The sequence below is a fragment of the Arthrobacter sp. Cza30 genome, from assembly GCF_059090765.1.
Window position 1 is genome coordinate 278,554 of the sequence record NZ_JBNHGA010000002.1, and the last position, 11,961, is coordinate 290,514.

At 70.6% G+C, this 11,961-nt stretch carries 10 protein-coding genes and 1 pseudogene; 4 read left to right on the forward strand and 7 right to left on the reverse strand.

Features of this window, described 5'->3' with window-relative positions:
* Positions 1-43: 43 nt before the first annotated feature.
* Positions 44-1,162 carry a FecCD family ABC transporter permease gene (locus tag AC5RVZ_RS06575; RefSeq protein WP_494064972.1) on the reverse strand — a complete coding sequence of 373 codons (1,119 nt, stop codon included), beginning with the start codon at positions 1,160-1,162 and terminating at the stop codon, positions 44-46.
* 196 nt (positions 1,163-1,358) lie between these two features.
* Here AC5RVZ_RS06575 and AC5RVZ_RS06580 point away from each other — a divergent pair, with 196 nt between their 5' ends.
* Both AC5RVZ_RS06580 and AC5RVZ_RS06585 read left to right on the forward strand, forming a co-directional pair.
* Complete coding sequence (locus AC5RVZ_RS06580) at positions 1,359-1,922, forward strand: alpha/beta fold hydrolase (protein WP_494064973.1); 564 nt, start codon at positions 1,359-1,361, stop codon at positions 1,920-1,922.
* Complete coding sequence (locus AC5RVZ_RS06585) at positions 1,898-2,098, forward strand: alpha/beta fold hydrolase (protein WP_494064974.1); 201 nt, start codon at positions 1,898-1,900, stop codon at positions 2,096-2,098. The genes AC5RVZ_RS06580 and AC5RVZ_RS06585 overlap by 25 nt, the downstream gene beginning before the upstream one ends.
* Positions 2,099-2,136: 38 nt before the next feature.
* Here AC5RVZ_RS06585 and AC5RVZ_RS06590 read toward each other — a convergent pair whose 3' ends face one another.
* Entirely contained in the window at positions 2,137-3,174 is a 1,038-nt protein-coding gene (locus tag AC5RVZ_RS06590) for an LLM class flavin-dependent oxidoreductase (RefSeq protein ID WP_494064975.1), read from the reverse strand.
* 166 nt (positions 3,175-3,340) lie between these two features.
* On the opposite strand from AC5RVZ_RS06590, the gene AC5RVZ_RS06595 reads away from it, so the two are divergent.
* Positions 3,341-5,374, forward strand: a complete 2,034-nt coding sequence (locus AC5RVZ_RS06595; RefSeq protein WP_494064976.1) for an acyl-CoA dehydrogenase family protein — start codon at positions 3,341-3,343, stop codon at positions 5,372-5,374.
* Between the two features lie 14 nt (positions 5,375-5,388).
* Here the strand turns inward: AC5RVZ_RS06595 and AC5RVZ_RS06600 are convergent, their stop codons facing one another.
* Complete coding sequence (locus tag AC5RVZ_RS06600) at positions 5,389-6,273, reverse strand: hypothetical protein (RefSeq protein ID WP_494064977.1); 885 nt, start codon at positions 6,271-6,273, stop codon at positions 5,389-5,391.
* Between the two features lie 93 nt (positions 6,274-6,366).
* The gene (locus AC5RVZ_RS06605; RefSeq protein WP_494064978.1) at positions 6,367-7,416 is read right to left on the reverse strand and encodes a DMT family transporter; all 1,050 of its coding nucleotides are present in this window, start codon (positions 7,414-7,416) and stop codon (positions 6,367-6,369) included.
* 85 nt (positions 7,417-7,501) lie between these two features.
* On the opposite strand from AC5RVZ_RS06605, the pseudogene AC5RVZ_RS06610 reads away from it, so the two are divergent.
* Positions 7,502-8,276, forward strand: a pseudogene (locus AC5RVZ_RS06610) (MerR family transcriptional regulator).
* A 13-nt stretch (positions 8,277-8,289) separates the two neighbouring features.
* Here AC5RVZ_RS06610 and AC5RVZ_RS06615 read toward each other — a convergent pair.
* From AC5RVZ_RS06615 to AC5RVZ_RS06625, 3 genes are all read right to left on the reverse strand, one after another.
* Complete coding sequence (locus AC5RVZ_RS06615; protein WP_494064979.1) at positions 8,290-9,048, reverse strand: gamma-glutamyl-gamma-aminobutyrate hydrolase family protein; 759 nt, start codon at positions 9,046-9,048, stop codon at positions 8,290-8,292.
* Between the two features lie 4 nt (positions 9,049-9,052).
* A complete protein-coding gene (locus AC5RVZ_RS06620; RefSeq protein ID WP_494064980.1) occupies positions 9,053-10,177 on the reverse strand; it encodes a glutathione S-transferase family protein in 1,125 nt (374 codons plus the stop codon).
* Positions 10,178-10,253: 76 nt separating this feature from the next.
* Positions 10,254-11,873 carry a PucR family transcriptional regulator gene (locus AC5RVZ_RS06625; RefSeq protein ID WP_494064981.1) on the reverse strand — a complete coding sequence of 540 codons (1,620 nt, stop codon included), beginning with the start codon at positions 11,871-11,873 and terminating at the stop codon, positions 10,254-10,256.
* Positions 11,874-11,961 lie beyond the last annotated feature (88 nt).

The following is an 11,961-nucleotide window of genomic DNA, read 5'->3' on the forward strand; positions in this document are numbered from 1 at the left end:
TGCGCCGATTCGGGGCGCTTTCCGCGCGGGGTGTCCACCTTGCTCACAGCCCGGCCGCCTTCCGCCGCCGGACCAGCCAGATGAACACGGGCGCGCCGATCACCGCGGTGGTGATGCCGGCTTCGATCTCGCCGGGCGGTGCCAGGAAGCGGCCGGCCACGTCGGCGCCGACCAGCAGCACGGGGGCCAGCACCATGGAGCAGGGCAGGATCCAGCGGTAGTCGGGTCCGGTCAGGGCGCGGACCATGTGCGGGATGATCAGGCCCACGAAGGCGATCGGGCCGGCGATGGCGGTCGCCGCGCCGCACAGGATCACCACGCCGAGCGCCGTGACGGCACGGGACAGGCCCACCTTCTGGCCCAGCCCGCGGGCCACGTCGTCGCCCAGCGACAAGTTGTTCAGGATCCTCCCGGTGAACAGCGTGATCACCAGTCCGACGGCGATGAACGGGGCCACCTGGCCGATCAGGTCCCAGCCGCGGCCGGCCACGGATCCCACCTGCCAGTAGCGGAAGCCCTCCAGCGTGTCCTGGTTGGTCACCAGCACCGAGTACATCAGTGAGCTCAGCCCCGCGGACAGGGCGGCGCCGGCCAGCGCCAGCTTGATCGGGGTGGCCCCTTCCCGTCCCATGCTCGCCACCCCGTAGACCAGCACGGCAGCGAGCGCGGCGCCGGCGAACGCGAACCAGACGTAGCCGGAAAGTTGGGTCACGCCGAACAGGAAGATGCCCGCCACGACCGCGAGCGCGGCCCCGGCGTTTACGCCCAGGATGCCGGGATCGCCCAGCGGGTTGCGCGCCACGCCCTGCATGGCGGCGCCGGCGACGCCCAGGGCCGCTCCCACCAGCAGTCCGGTGACCGTCCGCGGGATGCGCGAGTGGACCACGGCGTGGTCTCCGTTGGCGGGGTCGAAGGCGACAAAGGCCTGGATGAACGTCTCCACGCTGATGGGGCGCGCCCCGAGGGCCAGCGAGGCGCAGCAGACCAGCGCCAGGACCACCAGGGCGGCCGGGATGCCCGCCAGCACCCTGCGCGGGAGCCGTGCCGCGCCGGGAGCGGTCGAGGACGGCCTGCCGGTCCCGTTCGCGCCGCCCGCAGCGCGGCCCAGCCGAGGCCCGGGCGCCGGCCGGGAAGGCGCCGTTGCCGCCGGATCAGCTGGCATGCGCATACCCCCTCGGGCCGGAAAAAGCGACTCAAGTAAGGCTAACCTATGTTCTCCGCGATTAAGAAACGCTTCCCTGCCCTAATTGCTGCCCGTGCCGCACGCAGGCCGCGGGCCCGGACAGCGCGGCGCCCGCCCGCCTCACCGGCCGCCCGGGGCGCCCTGTTTCCGGCGGACTGCCGGGCATAATCGAGCCATGACGCATCCGATCGTCCTGCTGCACGGCTGGGCCTGCTCCGCCGGCTACTGGAAACCGCTGGCCGCCCGGCTCTCCGCCGGCGGCCGCGACGTCGCGGCCCCGGACCTTCCCGGCTACGGCAGCGGCCCGCCCGCCGGCTTCGACTGGACCGTGGAGAACGTCGCCGCAGCCCTGGTCGACCGCTTCGGCAGCGGGCCGGTGCACTGGGTCGGGCACTCCCTGGGCGGCAACATCGCCGCCACCATCGCGGCGCGCTTCCCGCGGACGACGGCGTCGCTCACCGTCATTGGGATGGTGCCGGTGCCGCCGTCGGCGGCAACCGTCGACAAGCTCAGCCGCCTGTTCGGCGGGGAATCTTCCGATCCGGCGGCGGACCTGGCCGCCGGCGAGGAGCTGATTCGCGCGTGGTTTAGCGGCGGCAGCGAGCCGCAGGGCGGGGACCGCGAAACATTCCGGGCCCCCTTCAGGCGGCACCCCGACGTCGTGCGCCGGAGCCTGCCCGCGGGGCTGGCCGGGGCCGCAAGGTCGCGGCGCTGGTGGCCGCTCCCACCCTCGTGCTGACCGGCACCCGCGATCCCACCCGGCCGCCTGCCGCGGTCGCCGACTTCCTGGCCCGGCACCCGCACTGGCACCACGTGGCCGTGCAGGATGCCGGGCACATGGTGCACTGGGAGCAGCCCGCCGCCTGCGCCGACGCCGTCCTGCGGCACGCGGAGGCCGCCGAGCACGGCGCCTGACCCGGCCGCGCGGGACCGAGCCCGTCAGCCAGGGCGCGCTAGGGCTGCTTGGCCGGATGCGTCTCCCGCTGGATGACCGGCATGATCTCGGTGGCCAGGAGTTCGATGGACCGGGCGGTGTCCGCGAACGGCAGCCCGCCAAGTCCCACCTGGGCCATGTAGCGGTCGTGGCCGAACAGCTGGTACTGCTCCATGATCTTGTCGATCACTTCCTGCGGGCTCCCGGCGAGCAGGCCGCCGCCCGGGCCTGCCCACGCTTCGAAGGTCTCTCGGGGGAAGTGCCCGGCCGGCCGCGGCATGTTCTGCTCGAAGTATGCGCGGTAGTACGGGTAGAACGTGTCGCGCGCCTGCTGCGAGGTCGGAGCCACGAAAAAGTGGCCGCCCGTTCCCACCGGCAGCGCGGCCGGATCGTGCCCGTGCGCCGCGGCGGATTCGCGGTAGTACTCAATGTGCCGGACGAAGTGCTGCGGACCGGAGAGCAGCGCCAGGTACAGCGGCAGCCCCAGGCGCCCGGCCCGCTCGAAGGAAGAAGGCGTGCCGCCCACGCCCACCCAGACGGGCAGCCTCTCCTGCAGCGGCCGCGGCGACACGTCCATGCCCCGGATGCTGTGATGGTAGGTGCCGTCCCAAGTCAGGTTTTCCTGTCCGCGGGCGGCCAGCAGCAACTGAAGCTTCTCTTCGAACAGTCCGTCATAGTCGGCCGTGTCGTATCCGAACAGCGGGTAGGACTCGGTGAAGGCGCCGCGGCCGGCAATGACCTCGGCGCGTCCGCCGGAGAGCAGATCCAGCGTGGCGAACTGCTCGAACAGGCGCACCGGGTCCTGGGTGGACAGCACGGTCACGGCCGTGGCCAGGCGCAGGTTGGTGGTCTCGCGGGCGATGGCAGCCAGGACGATTTCCGGCGCCGAAATGGCGAAGTCCTTGCGGTGGTGCTCGCCCAGCCCCAGGAACGAGATGCCCGCCTGGTCGGCGATCTTGGCCAGCTGAACGAGTTCCTCCAGTCGCCGGCGCGGCGACAGCGCCTCCCCGCCCGGGCCGCGCGTCAATTCGCCGAAGGTAAAAATGCCGAAGTCCATGGTGCTCCCGGGGTAGCGCGTGCAATAACTATTTAGTTGAAGCTTCAGCTATTCGCAGTTATTCCCGTTCTTAGGATTCCACCCTCGGCAAAAGGGCTACCGGGCAGTAACATGAGGGGACAGCACAGGGCCTGGAGCCCGCAGGCCCGCGTCGAAGGGGACTGCCATGAGCGCCGAGACCGACCAGACAACTGCCGCCCGCACCGCCGCTGCCGGAGCGAAGGCCGGGAACGCCGCCACGGCGCCCGACGCGGGACCGCTGCCGGCCGAAGCAGGGACAGCCGGCCCGGCCGAGAGCGGGGAGCGGGAGGCGAGGGAACTCGCCGAGGCAGCCCGCGAAACCGAATGGAACCGGCCAAGTTTCGCCAAGGGCCTGTACATGGGCCGCTTCGACCTGGACCTGATCCATCCACATCCGCTGCCGACTCCGTCCGAGCGCGAGGCCGGCGAAGCGTTCCTGGCGACGCTGGCGGAGTTCGCCCGGACCATGGACGGGGCGCGGATCGAGCGCGAGGCGAAAATCCCCGACGAGTACCTGGCCGGCCTGGCCGGGATCGGCGCGTTCGGCATCAAGATCCCGGTCGACTACGGCGGCCTCGGACTGTCGTTGCTGTACTACGGCCGCGCCCTGATGCTGCTGGGCTCCGTGCACCCCTCGCTCGGCGCGCTGGTCTCGGCCCACCAGTCCATCGGCGTGCCCGAGCCGGTGAAAGTCTTCGGCACCGAGGAGCAAAAGCGCGAATACCTGCCCCGCTGCGCGGCCGGCGCCGTGACGGCGTTCCTGCTGACCGAGCCCGACGTCGGCTCCGACCCCGCCCGGCTGGGCACCACCGCGACCCTCACCGAGGACGGCGGCGCGTACCTGCTCAACGGCAGCAAGCTGTGGACCACGAACGGCGTGATCGCGGAACTGGTAGTGGTGATGGCCAAGGTGCCGGAGCATGACGGCCAGCGCGGCGGCATCTCCGCCTTCGTGGTGGAAGCGGACTCACCCGGCATCACGGTGGAAAACCGCAACGCCTTCATGGGCCTGAGGGGCATCGAAAACGGCGTGACCCGGTTCGACAATGTCCGCGTCCCCGCAGCCAACCGCCTGGGCCGTGAAGGCCAGGGCCTGAAGATCGCCCTGACCACGCTGAATACCGGGCGCCTGTCCATTCCCGCGCTCTGCGCCGCGAACGGCAAGTGGTCCCTGAAGATCGCCCGCGAATGGTCCAATGCAAGGGTGCAGTGGGGCAGACCCGTGGGCAAGCACGAGGCGGTCGGCAAGAAGATTGCCTTCATCGCCGCGGGCTCCTTCGCCCTGAACGCGGTCTTTGAACTGTCTGCCGGACTCGCGGATGCCGGCATGAAGGACATCCGGATTGAAGCGGCGCTGGCCAAGCTGTGGTCCAGCGAAACCGCCTTCAGGATTGCCGACGAACTGGTCCAGATCCGCGGTGGCCGGGGCTACGAGACCGCCGAGTCGCTGGCTGCCCGCGGTGAGCGGGCCGTTCCGGCGGAACAAGCGCTCCGCGACATGCGGATCAACCGGATCTTCGAAGGCTCTACCGAAATCATGCACTTGTTGATTGCCCGCGAGGCCGTCGACGCCCACCTGGCCGCGGCCGGAGACCTGGCCTCGCCCGACGCCGGCGCCCAAGCCAAGGCGAAGGCAGCCCTGGGCGCCAGCAGCTTCTATGCCAGATGGCTTCCCCAATTGCTCGCCGGCCGCGGCATGAACCCGCGGTCCTACAGCGATTTCGGCCTGCTGGCCCGGCACCTGCGGTTCATCGAACGGTCCTCCCGCCGGCTGGCCCGGCAGACATTCCTCGGGATGGGCCGGTGGCAGGCCGGGTTGGAGAAGCGGCAGGCCTTTTTGGGCAGGATCGTGGATATCGGTGCCGAACTCTTTGCCATGGCGGCCTGCTGCAGCCACGCCGAAATGCTGCGCAGCCGGGACGCCGCCCAGGGCAGGTCGGCCTATCAGCTGGCCGACGCCTTCTGCCTGCAGGCCCGGCAACGGATCGGCCACCTCTTCGACGACCTCTGGCGTAATTCCGACGCCAGCGACGGCAGGCTGGCCGCGCACGTGCTGGCGGGCGACTACACCTGGCTGGAAGCCGGCGTGCTGGACCCGTCCGAGGGCACCGGACCGTGGATTTCCCAGCGCCCGGACGGCGCCTCCGCCAAGGAAAACCTGCACCGCTCCTACCGCTGATTCCCCGCCGGGGCTCAGAGCAAGGGCCACACCCGGCGCTCCCTGTCGAAAACGTCCCAGGCCCGCGGCACCAGGCCCAGCGACACCTCGCACATCCGCCGCAGCTGCCGCATGCTCCCCGGCCGGAACTCCTCGGCCCCGGAGTCGCTGAACGGATCCGGATACCGGACCCCCTGGGCGGATGCCCACTGAAGCCCGTGCGAATGCCCGCTGCAGAACTGCCAGACATACATTAACGACGGCGGCAGATCCCCCTCCCGCAGGTCCTTCAGGATGGAGGTTTGCGTACGGTTCTTGGTGGCGTAGCCCCAGGAACCGTCGGCCTTGCGGGCGAAAATCGGCGGCAGCTGCAGCGACTCGGCGGCCTCGTTGACCGCGCGCCGGAGGCCATCGAAGTAGTCCATGGTCCGGGCATGCCGGTCCGGCCGCAGGTCACCCAGATACGCATCCCAGAACGACGCCGCATTGAAGACGTCGCGGGCAATGAGAACCAGGCCGCGCCGCGCCCGCTCCGTTCCTCCCGCGGGCTGGAGGGCCCACAGCACCGTGGAGGTGCATTCGATGACCGACCGCACCAGCGAGTACGGCGAGTGCGTGTGCACCCGATACGACGTCGTTGCTTGCTCCCCCTGTTCCTCGAACAGCAGCCGGCGCAGCGCCAGCACATTGTCCGTCGCCGCAGCCAAGGACTGGCCCAGCAGGCTGCTCACGCTGTGGACCGCGGCGAATCGATCGTCCAGCAGCGCCAGCGCGGACCCCGGCTCGACGGCGGCCCCGTCCCGCAACAGCCATGGCTCAAGGTCCCGCAGCATCTGCAGGACGGCCAGGGCCGCGCGGCTCTCCGGATCCGCTCCGGAGACCGAGCGCACCGGGCCGCAGGAGGCACCGCCGTCGTCCATGGGGCCATGGTAGCGCCGCCCACCGCGAGGCTTCCCGCGGCGCCCGACCTTCCTGACGCGCGCGGCCGGAACGGCGTGCGGCGCCCGGCCTTCCTAGCGAACGCGGTCGGAACGGCGTGCGCGGCCGGAACGGGCGGCGATCAGCAGCCCGGCGCCCGTCAGCGCGATGCCCACCAGCGTCTGCGGACCGACCGCGCTCCCCGCGGACGCCCAGAACAGATCCAACACCAGCGCACCCACCAGCTGTCCGCCGATCACCGTCAGGGTGGTCAGCAGCACGCCGGTGCTGGCCACCGCGACGGTGCCGGCGGCCAGGATCAGGGTTCCGAGCGGCCCGCCCAGGTACAACCACCAGTCGCCGGTCATCAGGTCGGCCCGCCCGGTCATCACAGCCTGGGCCGCCCAGACCGCCAGCAACGCGGCCGTCCCTACCCCGAAGTTCAGCAGCGTGGAAATCACCGGGCTGCCGTGTGCCGCGCCGACCTGGCCGAGGACGCCTTGCTGCACGCTCTGCAGCAACCCGGCCACCAGCGGGATCAGCATGAACAGTACGAGCAGCCCCGCTGTCCTTGACGATCCGAGGTGGGCGCTGGCGGCGATGAGCGAGGCCAGGAAAGCCAGCGCCGCGCCGGCGAACCTGGCACCGCTGACCTCGATTTTCCGTCCGGCCCCGATTCCCCACCGGTCCATCAGGAGGCCGGAAGCCATTTGGCCGGACACAATGGCAATGGTGAACAGCGACAACCCGATCGGCCCGACGGTGGCCGCCTGAGCGAACACGTAGAAGGCGCCGACCAACCCGGCCCCCAGGTACCAGCGCGGATAGGCCCGCTGCCGCAGGAGCCGGGGAACGGCACGCAACTTGCCCCGCACCGACGGGTGCACGAGCGCGAAGAGCAGAACGGCCGCCAGCCCGGTACCGAAACTCACCAGGGCCGCTCCCACCTGGTCCCCCAGCTCGATGCCCAATTGGCTGTTGAGGCGGCTCTGCATGGCCAGTCCGACCCCTGCCAACAACGCCAGGAACAACGCGAGCGGCGCGGACATCCGGATGCCTTGGCGGTGCGCCACGTTCTGCCCGCCGGGCGGGGAGGCACCGCTGCCGGGGCCTCGGGGAGAATCTGCGGGCCGGTCGGTGTGCACGTGCCGATGCTATCCCGGACGGCCGGGGATCCGCCGCACCGGACCACTTGACCTTGCCGCTGCGTCAACCTCCATAGTGGTTGTCATGGGAACAGCACCGCAGGTTGAACGGGGCGAATACTCGATCCAGGAGGTCGCCAAGACGGCGGGAACAACCAGCAGGACCCTCCGGCATTACCAGGACATTGGCCTGCTTGCGCCGAGCCGCATCGGCCACAACGGCTACCGCTATTACGACGACGGAGCCCTCCTGCGGTTGCAGCGCATTTTGCTGCTGCGGGAACTCGGGTTGGGGCTGCCGGAGATCGGCAAGGTGTTCGAGGGCACCCGGGACGCGTCGGCGGCCCTGCGGGGCCACCTGGAACTTCTCCTGCAGGAGCGCGATCGACTGGAGCGGCAGATCGCCTCCGTCAAGACCACCATCGACAAGACGGAAAGGGGCGAGGATCTCGTGCCCAGTGAGATGTTCGACGGATTCGACCACACGCAGTACAGGCAGGAGGTCGAAGAGCGCTGGGGCAAGGACGCGTATGCCAAGGGCGACAAGTGGTGGCGCGGGATGTCCGACGCGGAGCGGAAGGCCTGGACGGAACGGTCCCGCCAATTGATGGCCGACTGGGTCGCGGCCGGCCAGGCCGGGGTCGCCGCCGACAGCGCGGAAGCCCAGGCCTTGGCGCAGCGCCAGTTCGACTGGCTTTCCAGCGTCAACGGCGGCCAGCAGGTGTCCTACGGTTACTTCACCGGCTTGGGCGAGATGTACGTGGCCGACCCCGCGGTTCGGCGCCAACTACGGCGGCGAGGCCGGCGCATCGTTCGTGCGGGATGCCATGAAGGCCTACGCCGAGAGGCATTTGGCTTAAGTGCCGGCCTCTGTCAGCCCAGGCCTGCGGTCGTCTTCCGGCACGCCTCGACGAAGGGCCTGAGCAGCGCCTGGAACTGCCCTTCGGGCGACCCGGGTTCTTCGGGGTGCCACTGGACCGCCAGCAGCCAGCCTTCATCGGGGCGGGCGAGTTCCACGGCTTCCACCACGCCGTCGGCCGCGGTGGCCACGACGCGGAGCCGGTCCCCCAACCGGCGCACGGCCTGGTGATGGCCGGACTGGACCGCGACTTCGCCGGTGCCGAGCGCCGCCGCCAGCAGGCTGTCGGGGGCAATCCGTACCGGATGGCTGGCCATGGGCGGCTGCGGCCGATGGATCTTGTGGAACGACTCCGGGCCCAGATCCTCAAAGAGGGTGCCGGCGAAGGCGACGTTGATCAGCTGGAGACCGCGGCAGATGCCGAGGACCGGCCGGCCGTTGGCAATAGCCCCCTTGACCAGGTCGATCTCGGTCTCGTCGGCGGCCGTGTCCACGCCGTGGACGGTTTTTTCGTCGGTGTCGCCACCGTAGCGGGCCGGGTCCACATCCCCGCCGCCCAGGATGACCACGCCGTCATAGTCGAGTGCGCTGAAGACGTGGCCCGACGCGGAATTCACGACGACGGGATCCGCGCCGGCGGCTTTCAGGCCTGCGGCCGCGTGCCGGGCCAGAGAGGCCAGGACGTCAGAGAACCAGGCGGGATGCGACGCGGCGTCCCGGGCGTAGCTGACGGCAATGCGGGGACCGCCGTCGTCATCCACCCCGCGGGACATGCTGCTACGCGGGGTAGAGCGGGTTGTGGCCGGCGGTGACACGTTCGGATTCGCGCACCGGACCCGGTGCGGTGCCGTCCCCGAAGGGGCTGCCACCGAGGGCCTCGCGGCCGTGATCGGTCAGCCAGACGGAGAGCTCGGGGCCTTGCGGAACGATCCGGGTGGGATTGATGTCCTCGTGCACGATGTAATAGTGCTGCTTGATCTGCACGAAGTCGGTGGTGTCGCCGAAGCCCGGGGTCTGGAAGAGGTCACGGGCGTAGCCCCACAGCGCGGGCATCTCGGTCAGCTTGTTCCGGTTGCACTTGAAGTGGCCGTGGTAGACGGCGTCGAAGCGGGCCAGCGTGGTGAAGAGGCGGACGTCCGCCTCGGTGATGGTGTCGCCCATCAGGTAGCGCCGGCTGGTGAGGCGCTCCTCGAGCCAATCCATGGCGGCCCAGAGCCGGTCGTAGGCGGCGTTGTAGGCTTCCTGCGAACCGGCGAAACCGCAGCGGTAGACGCCATTGTTGACCTCGGTGTAGATGCGCTTGATGACCGGCTGCATTTCGTCGAGCTTGTCCGCGGGCAGCAGGTCCGGGGCGCCGTCGCGGTGGAATTCCTTCCACTCGGTGGAGAAGTCCAGGGTCATCTGCGGGTAGTCATTGGTGACGACGGCGCCGCTCGCCTCGTCCACGATGGCCGGCACGGTGATGCCGCGGGGGTAGTCCGGGAAGCGCTTGAAGTAGTTCTCCTGCAGGCGCTCGGTGCCCAAAACCGGGTCCCGGCCGCCGGGGTCCAGGTCAAAGGTCCAGGAACGGGCATCGTGGGTGGGGCCGGGCAGGCCGAGCGAAATGGCGTCCTCGAGCCCGAGCAGGCGCCGGACGATGATGGCGCGATTGGCCCAGGGGCAGGCGCGGGCGGCGACCAGGCGGTAGCGGCCGGCCTCCACCGGCCAGGCTTTGGCGCCGTCGCCGAGGCCGCCGTTCGGGTTGCCGATGGTGCCGCCGGTCGGCCCGTCCGAGGCACGCACGGCATCGGGATCGGCCACGATCCGGTCCTCGATGTAGTTCGTGTCCCGGTCGAATTCTTCGCCGCTGTGGACGTAGGCGCCCTTGGTGCTGAACTCCGCCGTGTCGCTGCTCTGGCTCATGCCTCCACCATATCGGCCGGTCGGCCACCGCTGGCAAGGGTTCGCTGCCGGCCTCGCCTGCGCCGGGCCGGCCGGGTCAGCCGCGCAGCCGGTGCAGCAGCAGGGCCACGTGCAGCGACGTCCGCGACTCGGCGTCCTCGAGCGGGACGCCGAGCTGCTCCTGCAGGCGCGCCAGCCTCGCATAAAGCGTGGGGCGGCTGAGGTAACCGTCGCGCGCGAGCCGGGCCTTGTTGCCTCCGGCCTCCAGATACCGCTGCAGCAGGTCCAGGGCGTCGCGGTCGTGGGCGACGGCGGCGAGTTCGGCGTCGGCGAAGGCGGCCACGCGCGGATCGTCGCGCAGCAGGGAGAGCACGCCGCGCAACCGGACGTCCGAAGAGCGGTAGAACCGTTTGCCGGTGCCGAGCCCGGCCGCGGCTTCGGCTACATGTGCCGCTTCGTCCATCCCCGCCGCAGCGGCCAGCAGCTCCGGCCGGCCGCGGCCAACCCCCACGGTCCAGTCGGGGCTGGTCTGCTCGGCCAACTGGCCGCACAGCCGTTCCAGCACCGGGTCTTCCAGCTGTCTGGCCGGCACCGAGACCAACAGCCCGATAGAGCCGGCCTGCAGGCTCGCCGCCAGCGCCGACACCCGGGCGGCCGCGGCCACACTGTTCAGCAGGTCCAGCAGCGCCCGCTCCCGCCGCTGCAGTTCGATCGGTTCCTCGGCGGCAGGCCGCGCCAACTGGAACACCACCGGCAGGTAGACCGGAGCGGACGCCAGCCCCAGGGCCGCAGCCCTGGCCAGGGCCTCGGCCTCGTCCAGTGCGCCGGGCCGGCGGAGTTCGTGCAGCAGGCCGGAGCGGGCTTGGTGGGCAAGTTCGCGCTGGTCCCGTTCCGCCATGCGGTTGATGGTCAGGGCCTGGCCGGCCCGCTCCAGCACCATGGCGGCGTCGGCGTCGGCGGTTTCGGCAGTCCCGCCCGCCCGCCCGCCGGCCAACGGTTCGCCCGCCACCGGCACCACGAGGCGGCCCCAGCGCTGGCCGCGCAGTCCCACCGGCGCCTGCAGCCATCCTGCCGATCCGGCACGGGCCGTCTCCTCGCGATAGTGCACCAGGCGCGAGCGTTCGGCCCAGCCGTCGAGCAGTTCGGAAGCAGGCATGCCGGCCGGGGCGAACGCGAGCACCAGATGGGCCACGTCTTCCAGCACCACAGGGGCATTGATCAGTTCGGCGGCCCGGGCCACGATCTCTTCCGGCGGGGCGTTCTCCAGGCTGAGCATGGTGAAAACCTCGTGCACCTGGCGCGATCGCTCCAGCTGCGCCAGCTGTCCGGCCACCAGCATGCGGTGGACCACCTCGGTGACCTCCACGAACCTGATGCGGCGGGTCACCAGGATGACCGGCAGGCCGGCGGTGCGGCCGGCCTCGCGCAGCGCGGCGGCGGCCTGCGGTCTCTGGGCGGTGATTTCGACGATGACGGCGGCGGCCCCTGCCGCTGCCAGCTCGGCGAGGTAGCGGGTCGCGTCGGCGGCGGAGTCCTCGAACGCCAGGCCGGTGGTCAGGACCAGCTCGCCGCCCTCCAGCAGGCCGGCAAGGCTCCGCAGCTCGGCCACGTGGACCCAGCGGACGGGCGAGGCCAAGGCGTCGGCGCCCGAGAGGACCTCGGGTTCGCCGGCCCGCACCACCTCGAGGTCGAGTACGTCCCGCACGCTCAGCTGCATTGACACAGTGTAAGCCCCAGCGCGTATCTTCCGACAGAGTGTCAGTGGCACCGGCAGTCCGGGCACCCGAGGATAGGGGAAGACCCTT

Coding starts and splice junctions, on each gene's coding strand:
- AC5RVZ_RS06575 (WP_494064972.1), bottom strand. CDS start 1,162: ATGCCAGCTGATCCGGCGGCAACGGCGCCTTCCCGGCCGGCGCCCGGG.
- AC5RVZ_RS06580 (WP_494064973.1), top strand. CDS start 1,359: ATGACGCATCCGATCGTCCTGCTGCACGGCTGGGCCTGCTCCGCCGGC.
- AC5RVZ_RS06590 (WP_494064975.1), bottom strand. CDS start 3,174: ATGGACTTCGGCATTTTTACCTTCGGCGAATTGACGCGCGGCCCGGGC.
- AC5RVZ_RS06595 (WP_494064976.1), top strand. CDS start 3,341: ATGAGCGCCGAGACCGACCAGACAACTGCCGCCCGCACCGCCGCTGCC.
- AC5RVZ_RS06600 (WP_494064977.1), bottom strand. CDS start 6,273: ATGGACGACGGCGGTGCCTCCTGCGGCCCGGTGCGCTCGGTCTCCGGA.
- AC5RVZ_RS06615 (WP_494064979.1), bottom strand. CDS start 9,048: ATGTCCCGCGGGGTGGATGACGACGGCGGTCCCCGCATTGCCGTCAGC.
- AC5RVZ_RS06620 (WP_494064980.1), bottom strand. CDS start 10,177: ATGAGCCAGAGCAGCGACACGGCGGAGTTCAGCACCAAGGGCGCCTAC.
- AC5RVZ_RS06625 (WP_494064981.1), bottom strand. CDS start 11,873: ATGCAGCTGAGCGTGCGGGACGTACTCGACCTCGAGGTGGTGCGGGCC.